The sequence below is a fragment of the Allobosea sp. BK604 genome, from assembly GCF_004341515.1.
Taxonomy (GTDB): Bacteria; Pseudomonadota; Alphaproteobacteria; order Rhizobiales; family Beijerinckiaceae; genus Allobosea.
This window is the reverse complement of sequence record NZ_SLZF01000013.1, coordinates 131,236-148,041: the sequence shown is the minus strand read 5'-3', so window position 1 is coordinate 148,041 and position 16,806 is coordinate 131,236. Positions and strand designations below refer to the sequence as shown.

Genomic DNA, 16,806 nt, shown 5'->3' with positions numbered 1-16,806 from the left:
GATGCGCATCGTCGGCGGACGTTTCGGCGGCCGGCCCCTGGCCGGGCCGAAACCGGGGATCGGCAGCATTCGCCCGACCTCGGATCGTTTGCGGGAATCGCTCTTCAATGTGCTCGCCCATGCCTATGAGGACGTGGCCGAGGGCGCGCGCGTGCTCGATCTCTTTGCCGGCACCGGCGCGATGGCCTTCGAGGCGCTCTCGCGCGGGGCAGCCTTTGCGCTCCTGGTCGATGACGGCACCGAGGCGCGCGGCCTGATCCGCGAGAACCAGATGGCGCTCGGCCTGGCGGGCCTCAGCCGGATCTATCGCCGCGACGCGACCAAGCTCGGCCCGATCGGCCCGATGCCGCCTTTCGGCCTAGTGTTCTGCGATCCGCCCTATCGCAAAGGGTTGGGCGAGAAGGCCCTGCTCTCGGCACACGAGGGCGGCTGGCTGGCGGCGGACGCGCTCATCGTGCTCGAAGAAGCCGTCGATGCCGAGCTCGCACTGCCCGATGGGTTCACGCTTCTGGAGCGGCGCGACTATGGCGAGACGCAGGTGCTGATCCTGCGCGCCTGAAACCTCCTGCGCGCCCTGGCGTCACGGCATCCGGAAGGCCGAGACGACGAAGTCGATGACCTGATCGACATTGCCCATATCTGCCAGGCGCTCTGCCTCGCGACCGCTGACGGCGAGCAGCTTGCGCAGGCTGGCGCCATGGATCATCACGTCGATCAGCAGGCGCGACGAGACTTGGCAATCATGCGGCTTCAGCCGCTTGGTTGCGACGCAATGCTCTAGATAGCCGATCAGCGCCATTTCGGCGCCGAGCAGCGCCGTGTCGTAGAGCATGGCGGCGAATTGCGGATGGCGCTCCGCCTCGGAGATGACGAGGCGCTGCAGGCGGATGCAATCGACCGAAGTGACGACGGTGGCGATGGCGCGCGCCAGTTGGGCGAGCCCTTCGCGCGGATCCGGCTTCAGGGCCGCCGGTCCCGGCAGGGCCGCGACGATGCTGCGGCAGGCCGCGGCGATGACGGCGAAGAACAGCGCGTCCTTGCTGCCGAAATGATCATAGACCGTGCGCTTGGTCGTATCGGCCCGCTCAGCGATGCGGTCCATCGAGGCGAGCTGATAGCCTTCCTCGAGGAAAGCCTGCTCGGCGGCCTTCAGGATCGCCGCGCGCTTGGCTTGCGCGGCCGGGCTTGATCGGCGGGGAACCGGCCGAGCTTCGGCAGGCGCAGGCACATTGCTCATCGCACGAGACTCAGGGCTTCACTGGTCGGTGAGGTTATTGACCGGCCGGAGCTACCGCAAGGTCACCGGCGCTGTGGCCACTTACCGTATGGTATAGTCGCTTGCGCAGGGCTGGGCCTGCCGCAGCGGCGGGCATTCCGGGCCGGTCAGCGGCGCCCGAACAGCTTCTCGATGTCGCTGAGCTTCAGCTCGACATAGGTCGGCCGGCCATGGTTGCACTGCCCGGAATTGGGCGTGACCTCCATCTCGCGCAGCAGCGCGTCCATTTCCTCCGGCCGCAGGCGCCGGCCGGCGCGGACCGAGTTATGGCAGGCCATGGTCGCGAGCACATGGTCGAGCCGCCGCTCGATCGAGCCGGAATCGCCGTGCTCGGCGAGCGTGTCGGCGACATCACGGACGAGCTTCTGCAGGTTGCCGCCGGCAAGCGCGTTCGGCGCCTCGCGCACCAGCACCGCGCCGGGGCCGAAGGATTCGATGACGAGGCCGAGCGAGGCGAGATCGTCCGAGGCAGCGTTCAGCCGGTCGGCATCGACGGGATCGAGCTCGACCACCTCGGGCAGCAGCAACGCCTGGCGGGCGATGCCGGCCTTCGCGCGCTCGGCCTTGAGCCGCTCATAGACCAGCCGCTCATGGGCAGCGTGCTGGTCGACGATGACCACGCCGTCGCGGGTCTGGGCAAGGATATAGGTCTCGTGCACCTGGGCGCGGGCGGCGCCGAGCGGCCGGTCGAGCGCGTCCGGCGCCGGCTCGGCGACATGGGCGCGGGCATCGGCCGAGGGGGCGAATTCGGCGAAGCCGGATTGCAGCGGCATGGCCGGCCGGATCGGCGCCGCGGGCCGCGACCAGTCCATGGCCGGTGGCAGGCCGGGCCGCTGGATCGCGCCGGGACCGCCCTGCCCCATCAGCACCGAGCGGAAGGCTTCGAGCGTGCGCGCGCCGCCGGTCGTGGTCGCGCGGTGGCCGGCCTCGGCGAGCGCGGCCTTCAGCCCGGAGACGACGAGGCCGCGCACCAGGGCGGGATCGCGGAAGCGGACTTCGCTCTTGGCGGGGTGGACGTTGACGTCGACGAGATTGGGCGCGCAGCCGATATCGAGGAAGAGCACGGGGTGGCGGTCGGAGGGCACGACGTCGGCATAGGCGCCGCGCACCGCCGAGAGCAGCAGCTTGTCGCGCACCGGCCTGCCGTTGACGGCAAGATGGACGCCGGCCGAGGTGCCGCGATGGAAGGTCGGCAGGCCGGCGAAGCCCGATACGCCGAACCCCTCGCGCGCGGCCTCCAACCTCAGCGCATTCTCGGGAAAGTCGCGGCCGAGCGCGCGAGAAAGCCGGCGCAGCAATCCTTCCTCGCCGATCGGCTCGGCTGGCCAGTCGAAGCCGGTGACATGGTCGCCATCGAGCGAGAACCGGATCGCCGGATGCGCGATAGCGAGCCGGCGAAGCATATCCGAGACGGCCTGCGCCTCGGCGCGACCGCTTTTGAGGAATTTGAGCCGGGCCGGGGTGAAGATGAAGAGGTCGCTGACCTCGATACGGGTGCCGGGCGCGGCAGCGGCGGGACGGACGACGCCCTTCTCGCCGGCTTCGACCACCAGGGCATGGCCCTGTTGCGCCTCGCGCCGGCGGGTGGTGATCGAGAGCCGGGCGACCGAGCCGATCGAGGGCAAGGCCTCGCCGCGGAAGCCGAGCGTGCCGATGGCGAAGAGATCGCCATCCGGCAGCTTCGAGGTGGCGTGGCGCTCGACGCAGAGCGCGAGATCCTCCGGCGACATGCCGATGCCGTCATCGACGACCCGGATCAGTTCGCGCCCGCCGGCCGCGATCGTCACCGCGACGGCACGCGCACCGGCATCGATCGCGTTCTCGACCAGTTCCTTCACCGCCGCGGCCGGCCGCTCGATGACCTCGCCAGCGGCGATGCGGTCGACGAGGATCGGGTCGAGGCGGCGAACGGTCATGTCTTGTCCAGTGGAACTCTGGACGCGGTCAGCCGAATCGTCAGCCGCGCCCCTCGGCAAGATAGCGCTTGGCGAGGATCTTCGCCTCCTCGACCGCCTCTTGGTCGAAGGGATCGACGCCCATGCCGTAGCCGGTGAGGATCGTCTCCAGCATGAAATGCATCAGCAACTCGCCATGCACGGTCTCGTCGACATGCTCGACATGGAGACGGCGCACCGAGCGGCCGTTCTTGGCGAAGGTGTCGACCATGGCAAGGCCCTGCGCCGCGACGAGATCGCCAATGGTCTTGTTGGCGAAATCCGGCTCGGCGATCACGCCGGCCAGGCCGGCGTCGATCTTCGGGCCCTTGCCCTTGGCGCCCACGGTCAGCACCGTGAAGAACTTGTCCTTCGGCCCGGCGAGATAGAGCTGCTGCTGCGAATGCTGGTCGACCGGACCGAGCGCAGCGACGGGCTGCGTGCCCTTGCCGTCCTTGCCCAGGCTCTCGGCCCAGAGCTGGACCCACCAGCGGGTGAAGAGCGCGAGCTTGTCGGCATAGGGCATCAGCACGGCGATGCCCTTGCCCGAGCGCATGGCGGCGAGATGGAGCGCCGCGCCGACCGCCGCCGGGACCTCGCGCACGCCCTTGCCGGCGAGAACCGGCGCCAGCGCCTTGGCGGCGCCCGCGCGCAACGCCTCGATGTCGAGGCCGAGCGTCGAAGCCGGCAGCAGGCCGCAATTGGTCAGGACCGAGTAGCGGCCGCCGACACCGGTATGATGATCGAGGAAGGGCGTGCCGAACGGCTCCAGCAACGCGCGCAGCGCATGGAACTTGCCGGGCTTGGCCGGCTCGGAGAGACCCTGGAAATGCTTGCCGAGATCAGCCTCGGCAATGCCGGCGCCGCGCAGCGCGGTGATCGCCACGATGGTCTGCAGCAAGGTCTCGCCGGTGCCGCCCGATTTCGAGATCGAGATGAATTTCGTCGTCTTCAGCGGCAGCTTCTTGAGCAGCGCCTCGTAAGTGATCGGATCGAGATTATCGAGGAAATGGATGCGCGGCTCCGGCAGGAAGCTGGAGAGGCCGACCGTGCCATAGCCGGTGAGTTGCGCCAGCGTCTGGCCGCCGAGGCTGGAGCCGCCGACGCCGAGCACGAGGATGTCGGTCGCGCCCTCGCGCAGTCGCCTGGCCGCGGCATGGACCGGCGGCAGGTCGGCGGTATCGGAGGGCAGGCCGAGCAGCGGCAGCGACCTGGTGTCGGCCTGTTCTTTAAGCCGGGCGAGCGCCGGGCCGAGATCGGCGAGCGCCTTCTCGAAGGCGGCGTCGGGAATGCCACCAGCGCCAACGCCGGATTCAAGCGCGAGATCGAAGCTTTGCTGCAGCATGGCCGTTGGTCCGTGGTCGAGGAAGAAAATGCGATGCGTTGGTCAGGCGAGCCCGACCGGGCGGCCGACCGCCTGCACGAGCAGGCGCGGATCGCCGAAGAAACGCCTGGCGACGCGCTTGACGTCGTCGAGCGTCACATCCGCGAAGAGCTTGTTGCGCTCGGAGAGGAATTCCGGATCGAAATCGTTGATGGCGAGGCTGAGCAATTCGCCAGCGATCTTCGGCGAGGTGTCGAAGCGCAGCGGATAGGAGCCGATGATATAGCGCTTGGCCTCCTCGACCTCGCTTTCGCTCGGCCCGTCATTGGCGAGCTTCAGCATCTCCTCGCGGATGACCGCCATCGACTCGGCGGCGCGGTCGTTGCGGGTGGCGGTGCCGCCGACCAGCATGGCGCTCTCGCGCAGCGGCAGCAGGCTGGAGGAGACGCCATAGGCAAGGCCGCGCTTCTCGCGCACCTCCATGAACAGGCGCGAGGTGAAGGCGGAGCCGCCGAGGATATGGTTCAGCACGCTCGCGATGATGAAGTCGGGATCGCGCCGCATCGGACCGGGGCCGACGAAGCGCAGCACGGTCTGGGGCACGTCGAGATCGATGACATGGGTCTCGCCCAGGCCCTGGACCGCGATCGGTTCGGTCGGAAGCGCCCGCGTCTCGCCTGCCGGCAGGCCACCGAAGACCTGATCGAGCCGCTCGGACAATTCGCTCGCCGTGATGTCGCCGACCACGACGATCTTCAAGCCCGCGCGCGCGAGCAGCTCGCGCGAGAGCGTCTTCAGCCCGGCGGATTCCAGCCGCGAGACGCTGTCGACATCGCCGCGCTCGGGTCGGCCATAGGGGTGACCGGGATAGGCCGCGGCGTAGAGCGCGTTGCGGCAAAGGGTTTCGGGGTTCTGGGCCTGGCGCTGCAGGCCGGCGACGACCTGCGCCTTCACGCGCGCGACGGCGTCGGCGTCGAAGCGCGGCGCGTTCAGGGCCAGCGCCAGCAGGTCGAAGGCGGAATCGCGATGGCGCGAGAGGGTCTGGAGCTGGCCATGGAAATCATCGCGGCGCGCATCGAAGCCGAGGCTGATGGCCTGGTCGGCGAGCTTGCCCTGGAAGGCCTCGGCGTCGAGATCGCCGGCGCCCTCGTCGAGCAGGCCGGAGACGAGATAGGCGCTGCCGGCCTGATTGTCGGGATCACGGGTCGCGCCACCGTCGAAGGCAAAATCCACCGCGATCAGCGGCAGGCTATGCTCCTCGACGAGCCAGGCCTCGATGCCGCCGGCCGAGCGGATCTTCTGCACCGTGATCGAAGGGCCGGAAAGGGTGAGCGGTGCAGCGGGAATGGGCGCGTTCATGTCGCTTCCTGACGGCGGGACGCCTTCGCCCCACCTTATGGGAGAAGGGCGCCGGCCTCAGGCCGACGGTAGCAGCAGGCCAGTGACCGAACGGTCCGGCTTGAGATAGCGGCGAGCGGCCTCGATCACGGCATCGCGGCTGATGGCCTCGATGCGCTGCGGCCAGACCAGCACATCCTCGACCGTCTCGCCGATGGCGAGCGCCGATCCGAAGATGCGGGCGAGCGAGGATTGGCTGTCGCGTGCGAAGATCGTCTCGGCCACGAGCCGGGTCCGGGCCCGGGCGAGTTCGAGCTCGCTCGGCCCTTCCGCGAGGAAGGCCGCGAGCGTTGCGTCGAGCCCGGCCTCGAGCTTGTCCATCTCCGTGCCGGGGCGCGGGCTGGTCGAAAGCTGGAAGGCGGCGCGATCGACCATCGAGCCCATGAAATAGGCACTGGCGCCGGCAGCGATCTCCTGCTCGACGCAGAGCTTGCGATAGAGCCGCGAGGTGGTGCCGCCGCCCAGGATCTCGGCCGCGAGCTCGAGCGCGAAGACCTCGTCGCGGTCGCCGGCGCTGAGATAGGTCGGCGTCAGCCAGCCGCGGCGCAGGGACGGCTGCTTCACGCGCGGATCCGAGAGGGCGACCCGGCGCGCGGCACGCGGATCGGGCTCGGCCGGGCGCTTGCGCACCGGCATGGCGCCGCGCGCGGCGATCTTTCCGTAGGTTTCCTCGGCGAGCCTGCGGACCTCGGCGGAATCGGTGTCGCCGGCGACGACGAGGATCGCGTTCTCCGGCGTGTAGAAGCGCTGGTAATAGGTGAAGGCGTCGTCGCGGGAGAGGCCCTCTATCTCGTGCTCCCAGCCGATGATCGGCGTGCCGTAGGGGTGATGGACGAACAGGGCCGAGGAGAATTCCTCGCCGAGCTGAGCCGCCGGATCGGCATCGACGCGCATGCGCCGCTCCTCCAGCACCACGTCGCGCTCGGGGCCGACGACGCTCTCGTCGAAGGCGAGGCCGGTCATGCGATCGGCCTCGTAGTCCATCATCGCGCGCAGATGCTCTTTCGGCACGCGCTGGAAATAGGCGGTGTAATCGAAGGAGGTGAAGGCGTTCTCCTGGCCGCCATAGCCGGCGACGATCTTGGAGAACTCGCCGGCCGGCCAGCGCTCGGTGCCCTTGAACATCAGATGCTCGAGGAAATGCGCGATGCCGGATTTGCCCGCCGGATCATCGGCCGAGCCGTTGCGGTACCAGACCATATGGGTCACGACCGGCGCCCGCGTATCCGGCACGACCACGACATCAAGCCCGTTGCCGAGGCGGAAGGATTCGACCGGCTGGGCCGTCTCGCTCTGGCGCACTTGCACGTTCACCTGGGGTCAGCTCCGTGGAACAGCGCCCGCCGGGCAGCGAGCGTTCGATGAACATAGGCATGCGGTGTGGCGACCGCCAGAACCGAATAGCAGATGCCTGACAGTAGATGCTTGGGCCCGGCGCGGCATCAGCCACGCGCGGGGCACAGTTTCAGGCGTGAGACAGCCTCAAGCCAAGGACGAGCGTTGTCCGCTCGCGCCTCAGCGGGTCGGCGGCTTCTGACCGGTGACGAATTCGAGCTGGCCGACGGCCTGCTGGTCTTCCACCGGCCCGCTGCGGCCCGGGCCGAGCGGAGCGTTGCCGGCCGGACGGCGATAGCCGGTCGGCGGCTCGGACAGCAGGCGGCGCTGCGGCTCGGAGCCGTAGGTGAGCGTCGCCTCGGCAGCCTGGTTGCGCTGCGAGGCGAGCTCGCGCCCGACCCGGATCGGTGCGATCTGGTTGTTGTAGTTGCTGTGGTCTTCGGTGGTGGTGTTCCCGGCCGATTGCTGCCGCAAGGTGCGGCCGCGGCGCAGCTCCTGCTGGCTCAGGAGCGGGTTGTTGCGGTACTTCTCGTTCTCGGTGGGAACGAGCGCGCTGCGCGCGGCCTCGCGGCGGGCCGCGACATCAGGATCGTTCGGCCAGGCGGCGTTGCGCGTGGAGGCCGGGTCCTGCGGGCGTGGCAAAGCGGACGAGGGCGGCACGACCAGCGGCGGGCGCTCGCGATAATCGATATTGTCTTCGCTGCTGCCCATCACGCCCTGCATGAGGCGCTGGAACAGCATGCCCTCCTGGGCGAAGGCCGGCGAGGCCGCCAGCAGCAAGCCACCAGCCACGAAGAGCTGCGGGATGCGGTTGCGGTAAGCCATGTCAAACTCCCTCAGGACTTCCTCTTCCCGTCTCAACATCAGACGAGCGGCGAAACAATGGCGAAGGCCGAAATCAGGCTGCCTTTTCCGCACCGGGTCGCAACGACTCATAGAGCAGACCGACGACACCGACAACGATGGCGGCATCAGCGATATTGAAGATATACCAGCTAAAGCTGCGATAATACAGATGGACGAAGTCGACGACCGCGCCATAGACCGCCCGGTCGACGCCGTTGCCGAGCGCTCCACCAATGATCAGGGCGAGGCTGACCACAGTCAACCGGCCCGTCGCCTTCCACAGCCAGCGCCCGAGCCAGATCACCGCGGCAAAGGAAATCACCACCAGCAGCCAGCGACCGAGATCGCTGTATTGCTGGAAGAGCCCGTAGGAAATGCCGCGGTTCCAGGCGAGCACGATGTCCATGAAAGGCGTGACCGCGAAGGGGCCGTTCTCGGCGAGGCGGATGCCGAAGAGCAGCCAGAGCTTGCTCGCCTGGTCGAGAATGAAGACCAGGGCGACGATCCAGAGGCCGAGGCGGCGCAGCGACGGCATCAGGCGGCGACCTCGCCGAGCTCGCGCAGGGCCTTGGCGTCGCGCGGGGTCACGTCGGAATAGCCGGGCTCGGCGCTCGCCGGGTCGAAATATTTCCACGAGCGGGCGCATTTGATGCCGGCAGCCCGAACCGGGACGACGGCGACGCCGGGCACGTCGGCAAGGCGGAAGGCGTCAGCCGGCCCCTCCCCGGCGACGATCCTGACGCCTGAGGTGATGCAGATCTCGGCGAAGTCGAGGCCCGAGAGCGCCGCACGCAGGTCGGGATCGGCGATATGGACCTCGGGAGCGGCCTCCAGCGAGGAGCCGATGCGCTTGGCGGCACGCTCCAGTTCCAGCGCGCCCGTGACGACGCGGCGGACGCGGCGAACCTTGCTCCAGCGCTCGGCGAGCTCCGGATCGAGCCAGCTCTCGGGCGCCTCGGCGAAGAGCTCGAGATGGACGGAGCCCTCGGCCTTCTTCTGCGGATAGCGCTCAAGCCAGGCTTCCTCGCTGGTGAAGACCAGGATCGGCGCGAGCCAAGTCGTCAGGCAGCGGAAGAGATGGTCGACCACGGTCAGCGCGCTCTTGCGGGCATGGCTGGACAGCGGATCGCAATAGAGCGTGTCCTTGCGGACATCGAAATAGAAGGCCGACAGCTCGGTGTTCATGAACTGCGAGAGCAGGTTCACGACGCGCTTGTAGTCGTAGGTGCGATAGGCCTCCTCGACCTGCGGGCCGAGCTCCGCCAGCCGGTGCAGCATCAGCCGCTCCAGCTCCGGCATCGAGGCCGGCCCGGCGACGCGGATATCCTCGCTGAAATGCGCGAGCGTGCCGAGCATCCAGCGCATCGTGTTGCGCAGCTTGCGATAGGTCTCGACGAAGGTCTTGAGGATCTCCTTGCCGATGCGCAGGTCGTCGGAATAATCGGCCGCCGCGACCCAGAGGCGCAGGATGTCGGCGCCGGATTCCTTGATGACGTCCTGCGGCGCGGTGACGTTGCCCTTCGACTTCGACATCTTCTCGCCCTTCTCGTCGAGACAGAAGCCGTGGGTCAGGACGACGTCATAGGGCGCGCGGCCGCGCGTGCCGCAGCTTTCGAGCAGGCTGGAATGGAACCAGCCGCGATGCTGATCCGAGCCTTCGAGATACATGACGCGATCATTGCCGCCCTCGCCGCGGCGGCGGGCGCGCAGGTCCGGCCGCTTCTCGAGCGTGAAGGCGTGGGTCGAGCCCGAATCGAACCAGACGTCGAGCACGTCGGTGACGCGCTCGTATTTGGCCGGGTCGTAGCCGAAGGGCGTGAGGAAGCGGGCGCCATCGAGATCGGTGAACCAGGCGTCCGCGCCTTCGGCCTCGAAGGCTTCGGCGATGGCGGCGTTGACCTTGGCGTCGACCAGGATCTCGCCCGTCTCCTTCTCGACGAAGACCGTGATCGGCACGCCCCAGCTGCGCTGGCGCGAGACCACCCAGTCGGGGCGGTTGGCGATCATGCCGTTGATGCGGTTCTCGCCGGCGGCCGGCACCCATTCGGTGTCCTTGATCGCGCCGAGCGCGACCTCGCGCAGGGTGCGGTTGCCGAGCGAGGCCACCGTCTTGTCCATGGCGATGAACCATTGCGGCGTGTTGCGGAAGATGACCGGCTTCTTCGAGCGCCAGCTATGCGGGTACTGGTGCTTCAGGCGGCCACGGGCGACGAGATGGCCGGACGCCGCGAGCGCCTTGATGACGGCGTCGTTGGCATCGCCCTTCTCGCCCTTGTCGGTGATGACCTGCCTGCCCTCGAAGCCAGGCGCCTCCTTGGTGAATCGGCCATCGGCGTCGACGGTATAGGGGATGCGGGTCTCGATGCCGCGCTCGGCCAGCCTGCGGCCATTCGCCATCCAGATGTCGAAGTCCTCGCGGCCATGGCCCGGCGCGGTGTGGACGAAGCCGGTGCCGGCATCGTCGGTGACATGGTCGCCGTCGAGCAGCGCGACGTCGAAATCGTAGCCCTGGCCGCGGAGCGGATGGGCTGCGGTGGCCGCTGCCAGTTCGGACGCAGGAACGTCGCGCACCAGCTCGAAAGCGTCGACCTTGGCGGATTTGAACACGGCTTCGGCGAGATTCTTGGCCAGCACATAGGTCGCGCCGGTCTTGGCCCAATTGCCCTCGGGTGCGGCGGTGACGCGGTAGAGGCCGTAGGCGATCTTGTTGTGGAAGGAGATCGCTCGGTTGCCCGGGATCGTCCAGGGCGTCGTCGTCCAGATCACGACGGAGGCGCCGGAGAGATCGCCGCCCGATACGATCGGGAACGCCACGAACACCGTGTCGCTGGTGTGCTCCTCGTACTCGACCTCGGCCTCGGCCAGGGCGGTCTTCTCGACCACCGACCACATCACCGGCTTGGAGCCGCGATAGAGTTGGCCGGTCTCGGCGAATTTCATGATCTCGCGGGCGATCTGCGCCTCGGCCGGATAGGCCATAGTCAGGTAGGGATCGGCCCAGTCGCCCTCGACGCCGAGGCGCTTGAACTCCTTGCGCTGCACATCGACCCAATGCTCGGCGAAGCTGCGGCATTCCTTGCGGAATTCGACGACCGGGACGTCGTCCTTGTTCAGACCCTTGGCACGGTACTGTTCCTCGATCTTCCACTCGATCGGCAGGCCGTGGCAGTCCCAGCCCGGCACGTAGTTCGAGTCCTGGCCGAGCATCTGCTGCGAGCGCACGACGAGGTCCTTCAGGATCTTGTTGAGCGCGTGGCCGATATGGATGTTGCCGTTGGCATAGGGCGGGCCGTCATGCAGCACGAAGCGGTCGCGGCCCTTCGCGGTCTCGCGCAGCTTGCGGTAGAGGTCCATCTTCTCCCAGCGGGCGAGGAGCTCCGGCTCGCGCTGCGGCAGGCCGGCGCGCATCGGGAACTCGGTCTGCGGCAGGAAGAGGGTCTGCGAATAATCCCTCGTCTTCTCTTGAAGGTCGGTCTTGTCGGTCATGATCCGGCTCGGGCGTCTCGGACGGGCTGCTTCTCGTGCTCAGCGCCGGTCCGCAAGGATTTCAGGAAAGCGAAACTCATCCCGGCTTCACGCTGGCCCGCGCAGGTTCAGCGCGAGGCGGCGGCAGCCGGGCCCGTAATTCGCCGGTCGATGATCATGGCGCGATGAGCGAGCATGAGCGGCTTCTAGAGCATGTTCCGCAAAAGTGGAATGCACTTTTGCGGTGAGAACCTGCTCAAGAGATTGATCTGGCGCGAATTCTTGTCGTTCGGCCGGAAGGGCCGAACGGAAAGCGCGCGACAGGGCAAAGTCAACAAAGGAAGGGTGGCGTCTGCGCCAGGATGGCGCGGGCCTGGAGGCTGTCCTTGTCCATCTGCGCGATCAAGGCGTCGAGCGAGTCGAACTTCGCCTCGCCACGCAGCCAGGCGACGAGCGCGACATCGACGGTCTTGCCATAGAGATCGCCGGAGAAATCGAACAGGAAGCTCTCCAGCCGGGGGGCGCCGTCATCGAAGGTCGGGCGGCTGCCGAAGCTCGCGACGCCGTCGCGCCAGATGCCGTCGACCTTCATCCTGACGGCGTAGATGCCGTAGCGCAGGCGGCAATCGCGGGCGAGATGCATGTTGGCGGTGGGATAGCCGAGATCGCGCCCACGCTTGTCGCCATGGGCGATCTCACCGCGCACGAACCAGGGCCGGCCGAGCAGCTCGGCGGCGTGCGCGACATCGCCCATTTCGAGTGCAGTGCGGACCAGGGTCGAGGAGACCGGCTCGCCCGCCCAGGAATAGGACGGCACGACTGCGACCGGCACGCCGCGGGTTCCCGCCCTGGCCTGGAGCATCTCGGGCGAACCGGTGCGGCCCTTGCCGAAATGGAAATCATAGCCGCAGACCAGCCCGGCCGCGCCGAGCCGGCCGAGCAGGAGATCGTCGACGAAGCTCTCGGCGCCGATCGCCGCGATCTCACGATCGAAATGGAGCACGAAACTGCGGGCAAGACCGGCCTGCGCCAGCAATTCGAGCTTCACCTCGGGCGAGGTCAGGCGGAAGACCGGCTGGTCCGGCCTGAACACGCTGCGCGGATGCGGCTCGAAGGTGAAGGCTGCGGCGGCGCAGCCGCGCTCGGCCGCCATCAGGGTCGCGACCCGGGCCAGCTCGGCATGGCCGCGATGAACGCCGTCGAAATTGCCGAGCGCCAGCACGGCGCCGCGCAGAGCCTCCGGCACGGCTGCGTCGCGATCAAGAACGAAACTGTCAGGCTGGCCGGATGGCGGCGCAGCGTCAGGACGGGTCATGGTTCGAAGGATTCCGCCTCGGCGGGGCATCCCGCACAAGCGCGTCAATGGCGGCTGAGGCGGGCAGCGTCAAGAACAGGGACCGGATCAGGCCTTCGGCTGGGCCGGCGGCAAGGCGACCCAGGCCTCGCCCTCCAGCACCGCCTTGCCGTCGACGACGCATTCGCAGAACAGCCGCGCGCGCCGGCGCTCGACGACCAGTTCGGCGATCTCGACACGGGCGGTGACGACATCGCCGATCTTCACCGGCGCCAGGAAGGTGAGGGTCTGCGAGAGATAGACTGCGCCAGGGCCTGGCAGCCTGGTGCCGAGCAGGGCCGAGACCAGGCTCGCGGTGAGCATGCCATGGGCGATGCGCTGGCCGAATTTCGTGCTGGCGGCATAGCGGTCGCAGAGATGGATCGGGTTGGCGTCGCCGGAGAGATCGGCGAAGAGCGAGACATCGCGCTCCATGACCGTGCGCATCAGGCTTTCGCTCTGGCCGACGGCGAGATCCTCGAAGGCGTGGACCTGATAGGAGCTGTCATTGGTAGCCAAGTCGAAATATCCCGGATGCTGCAGCGCCCATGCTGCGATGCAGCATAAAGTGACACGATCGCGCCGGCTCGGCCATGCGACTTTGGTGCTTAGACCTTGACCGACCCAGGCCTCACTCCGGCATCGGGTTAACGGCTTTGAAACGCCGCTGCTCTATCAAGATTGACCATAGGTCGCCTCCCTGAGATGGCGACCTCGGCGTGGGTATCGTCCCGCGCCATGCCTGTTTGCTTGGAGCACCGCAATGGCTCTCGACCCGTCCATGCCTATCCTCGTAGTCGACGACTACCAGACGATGGTGCGGATCATCCGGAACCTGCTCAAGCAGCTCGGCTTCGAGAATGTCGACGACGCCTCCGACGGTTCCGCCGCCATCGCCAAGATGCGCGACAAGAAATACGGGCTGGTGATCTCCGACTGGAACATGGAGCCGATGACGGGTTTCGAATTGCTGCAGCGCGTGCGCGAGGAGGACGCGCTGGCGCAGACACCGTTCATCATCGTCACCGCCGAGTCGAAGACCGAGAACGTCATCGCTGCCAAGAAGGCCGGCGTGAACAACTATATCGTCAAGCCGTTCAACGCGCAGACGCTGAAGACCAAGATCGAGTCCGTCTGCCAGGCTTGAGAGCCTGTGATCACTCCACTGGTGAGGCGGCCGCCTGCGCTTCCGGCGCCCACGAAGCGATCGACGCTCCGCTCCGGCTCCCGACAGCCGCGCCAGCCCGCTGACCTCAGCAAATTCCTCTAGAAATCTTCGACTTCGTCCCGATCATCCAGCTTCACCACACCAGGTGCGGCATGGCGTAGTCGGGCCGGTGGCTCTGGCGCGAGAACCAGTCATGGCGCTCGGCCCAGGATTGCGCGACGAGGTCCTGCGCGTGGATGCCGGCGAGCACCATGACGCTGGTCGCGCCAAACCCGTTGGCGCCGGCAATGTCGGTGCGGATCGCATCGCCGATGGCGCAAATGCGCTCGCGCTCGATCGGGCCGCCACGCTTCGTCTCGACCAGTTCCAGGGCCATCTCGTAGATCGGACGGTGGGGCTTGCCGGCATAGATCGCCTGACCGCCGAGCTGCTCATAGGCCAAGGCAAGCGAACCGGCGCAGGGCACGATCTTGCCGCCGCGATCGACGACCAGGTCGGGATTGGCACAGATCAGGATCAGGCCGCGCCTGGCGAAATCGTCGAGCTGCCCGGCATAGGTCTCGACCGTCTCGCGCTCGTCGTCGAACAAGCCGGTGCAGAGCACGTAATGCGCCTCGGCCGGCGCGACTCGCGGGGCGTCGAGCCCGGCGATCAGCGGCAGGTCGCGATCGGGCCCGAGCATATACATCGGCTCGCTGCCGCGCTGCTCGATCAGCGACCGGCAGACATCGCCGGAGGTCACGATCGCATCCCAAGCCTCGCGCGGCACCTGGAGCTGGGCAAGCTGGCGCTCGATCGCATCGCGCGGGCGCGGCGCGTTCGTCACCAGCACGACCGCCATGCCCTGCTGCCGCATCGCCACCAGCGCCTCGCAGGCCTCGCGATGGGCGGCGACGCCGTTATGGACCACGCCCCAGATGTCGCAGAGGCAGAGATCAAAGCGGCCGGCGATCTCGGAAAATCCCGTCAGGGCCTGGGTAAGGGTCTGCGCAGGCTGCAATTGTCTCACTCCGGGCTGATCGACCAACAGGACGCCGCCGATCTTCCATCAAATCATGGGAGCTTGATGTCGCGCGGCGCGGCTCTCCCTGCTGTAAGGCGAGGCGGCGGCTCTGGATAGCGCCTTCAGGCGCTGGCGCGCCGCAGGACCGAGCGGAAGGAGACGCGTTCCGGCGGCTTGTCCTCGGCAGCCGGAGCATTGGCGGGAGCCGGAAGCGCCGAGCCGGGATAGCCGAGGATCTCGGCGGCGACGCGCGGGCCGGGCTTTGCCGACATCTCGAGCGGGGCCGGCTCGGGCAGCCTGGCGGGCTCGGGATCAGCGAAGACATCCGGCTTCACCGGCCGCGGCGGCGAGAAGACCAGGCCCTGGGCATGGGTGACGCCAAGCTCGATCATATCGGCGACCGTCGGGTTGTCCTCGATCTTCTCGGCGACCAGCGTCACCGAGGCGCGCGCCAACAGCGCGGAAAGGTCCGCCGGGGCGATATCGGTCGAGGCGCGGCCGCTCGCCTCCGCCTGCAGCAGCGCCGCCGGCACCTTGACGAAGCGGATGCCGCGATCATGCAGCGCCGCCGGATCAAGCCTGAGATCGCCGACCTGATCGAGCGCGAAGCGCACGCCATTGGCCGACATCGCGCCGAGCAGGCCAAGACTCGAGGGCTCGAGCGCGCGGAAGATGCGCTGCGGCATCTCGATGACAAGATGGCCGGCATGCTCGCGATATTTCTCGAGGATGCGCGACAAGGCCGCGAGCGCCTGTGGCGAGCCCCAGGTCGCGCCGCTGAAATTGCAGGAGACGAAGACGCCGCCATCCTTGCTGCCGAGATGGCGCGCGATCGCCAGCGCGCGGGTCAGCACGAGCGCGTCGAGCGTCGGGCCGAAGCCACGCTCCTCGACGATGGCGAGGAACTCGGCCGGCAGCAGCAAGGTGTTCTCGTCGAGCCGGAGCCGGACCAGCGCCTCGTAGCCGCGCGTCCTGCGCTGCGGCAATTGCACGACCGGCTGGAGATGGACCTCGACCTTGCCCTCGGCCAGCGCCGCGCTGATGACGGCGGCGCGTTCCTCGGCCTGGCGCAGTTGGGCCGCCTGGACGGCCTCGGCCCGCTCGGCGGCGAGCGCATCGAGCCGCGCCAGCCGGGCCGCCTCGGGATCGGGCGCAGCGACGACCGCGACGACGGGCGCGGGAGCCGGCACTGGCGCGCGGCGCATCTGTGCGGCAGCCGCGATCTGCTCGTCATGATCGGCGAGCGTCGTCGCCACCTGCTCCAGCAGATCGCTGAGCAAGCCGACCTCCGCGGTGAGCTCGTTGATCGCGGCGCGGGCGGGAGCGGCATCGACATCGCGCATCGGCATCTGCTCGACGCGCTGGGCCAGATTGTCGACCTTGATGGCATTGGTCGCCATCCTGACCTTGACCTCGCCGATCGCCGCGAGGATCTGCTCGCGCTGGGCTTGGTGCCGCCGCTCGGAGAGCAGCGCCGTCCCGGCAAAGCCGGCCCCGGCCATGAGGAGCCCGACGGCATCGGCGAGCGCGCCGGGCAGGAGCAGGATCGTCACCGCGCCGGCCGAAAGGCCGGTGACGGCGCTGGCGAGCGGATGCAAGGCGGCAAGGCGGACAGGGGCCAAGGCGACGACCGCTAGAGGTTGATCGGGAGGCGAACGCGGCGAATCACTACGTCAGGCCAAGATATCCTGCGATTCGCGCGCTTGCGAGCGCCATTACCGGCC

Annotated in this window: 14 protein-coding genes; 2 read left to right on the top strand and 12 right to left on the bottom strand. The window is 68.0% G+C overall.

Annotated features, from left to right (window positions below):
• Window position 1: 1 nt before the first annotated feature.
• Window positions 2-559, top strand: a complete 558-nt coding sequence (rsmD, locus tag EV560_RS31630) for a 16S rRNA (guanine(966)-N(2))-methyltransferase RsmD (RefSeq protein WP_131859830.1) — start codon at window positions 2-4, stop codon at window positions 557-559.
• 21 nt (window positions 560-580) lie between these two features.
• On the opposite strand, the gene EV560_RS31625 is transcribed toward rsmD, so the two are convergent.
• The 10 genes from EV560_RS31625 to EV560_RS31580 form a co-directional block, all read right to left on the bottom strand.
• Window positions 581-1,237 (bottom strand): TetR/AcrR family transcriptional regulator, encoded by a 657-nt coding sequence (locus tag EV560_RS31625; protein ID WP_131859829.1) that lies wholly within the window; start codon window positions 1,235-1,237, stop codon window positions 581-583.
• A 146-nt stretch (window positions 1,238-1,383) separates the two neighbouring features.
• Window positions 1,384-3,192, bottom strand: a complete 1,809-nt coding sequence (gene mutL / locus EV560_RS31620; protein WP_131859828.1) for a DNA mismatch repair endonuclease MutL — start codon at window positions 3,190-3,192, stop codon at window positions 1,384-1,386.
• Window positions 3,193-3,232: 40 nt separating this feature from the next.
• Entirely contained in the window at window positions 3,233-4,555 is a 1,323-nt protein-coding gene (locus EV560_RS31615) for a glucose-6-phosphate isomerase (protein ID WP_131859827.1), read from the bottom strand.
• A gap of 42 nt (window positions 4,556-4,597) precedes the next feature.
• Window positions 4,598-5,893 (bottom strand): M16 family metallopeptidase, encoded by a 1,296-nt coding sequence (locus EV560_RS31610; protein WP_131859826.1) that lies wholly within the window; start codon window positions 5,891-5,893, stop codon window positions 4,598-4,600.
• Window positions 5,894-5,950: 57 nt separating this feature from the next.
• Complete coding sequence (locus EV560_RS31605; protein WP_248312303.1) at window positions 5,951-7,246, bottom strand: M16 family metallopeptidase; 1,296 nt, start codon at window positions 7,244-7,246, stop codon at window positions 5,951-5,953.
• 201 nt (window positions 7,247-7,447) lie between these two features.
• Window positions 7,448-8,092 (bottom strand): hypothetical protein, encoded by a 645-nt coding sequence (locus EV560_RS31600; protein ID WP_131859825.1) that lies wholly within the window; start codon window positions 8,090-8,092, stop codon window positions 7,448-7,450.
• A gap of 73 nt (window positions 8,093-8,165) precedes the next feature.
• Window positions 8,166-8,648 carry a signal peptidase II gene (lspA, locus tag EV560_RS31595; RefSeq protein ID WP_131859824.1) on the bottom strand — a complete coding sequence of 161 codons (483 nt, stop codon included), beginning with the start codon at window positions 8,646-8,648 and terminating at the stop codon, window positions 8,166-8,168.
• A complete protein-coding gene (gene ileS, locus EV560_RS31590) occupies window positions 8,648-11,599 on the bottom strand; it encodes an isoleucine--tRNA ligase (protein WP_131859823.1) in 2,952 nt (983 codons plus the stop codon). The genes lspA and ileS overlap by 1 nt, the downstream gene beginning before the upstream one ends.
• Window positions 11,600-11,909: 310 nt before the next feature.
• Window positions 11,910-12,893, bottom strand: coding sequence for a bifunctional riboflavin kinase/FAD synthetase (locus tag EV560_RS31585; protein ID WP_131859822.1), 984 nt, complete (start codon window positions 12,891-12,893; stop codon window positions 11,910-11,912).
• Window positions 12,894-12,980: 87 nt separating this feature from the next.
• Complete coding sequence (locus EV560_RS31580) at window positions 12,981-13,430, bottom strand: MaoC family dehydratase (RefSeq protein ID WP_248312302.1); 450 nt, start codon at window positions 13,428-13,430, stop codon at window positions 12,981-12,983.
• 244 nt (window positions 13,431-13,674) lie between these two features.
• On the opposite strand from EV560_RS31580, the gene EV560_RS31575 reads away from it, so the two are divergent.
• Window positions 13,675-14,058 carry a response regulator gene (locus EV560_RS31575; RefSeq protein WP_131859821.1) on the top strand — a complete coding sequence of 128 codons (384 nt, stop codon included), beginning with the start codon at window positions 13,675-13,677 and terminating at the stop codon, window positions 14,056-14,058.
• Between the two features lie 154 nt (window positions 14,059-14,212).
• On the opposite strand, the gene EV560_RS31570 is transcribed toward EV560_RS31575, so the two are convergent.
• Both EV560_RS31570 and EV560_RS31565 read right to left on the bottom strand, forming a co-directional pair.
• Complete coding sequence (locus EV560_RS31570; RefSeq protein ID WP_465247059.1) at window positions 14,213-15,088, bottom strand: TIGR01459 family HAD-type hydrolase; 876 nt, start codon at window positions 15,086-15,088, stop codon at window positions 14,213-14,215.
• Window positions 15,089-15,204: 116 nt separating this feature from the next.
• Complete coding sequence (locus EV560_RS31565) at window positions 15,205-16,704, bottom strand: EAL domain-containing protein (RefSeq protein WP_131859820.1); 1,500 nt, start codon at window positions 16,702-16,704, stop codon at window positions 15,205-15,207.
• Between the last annotated feature and the right edge of the window lie 102 nt (window positions 16,705-16,806).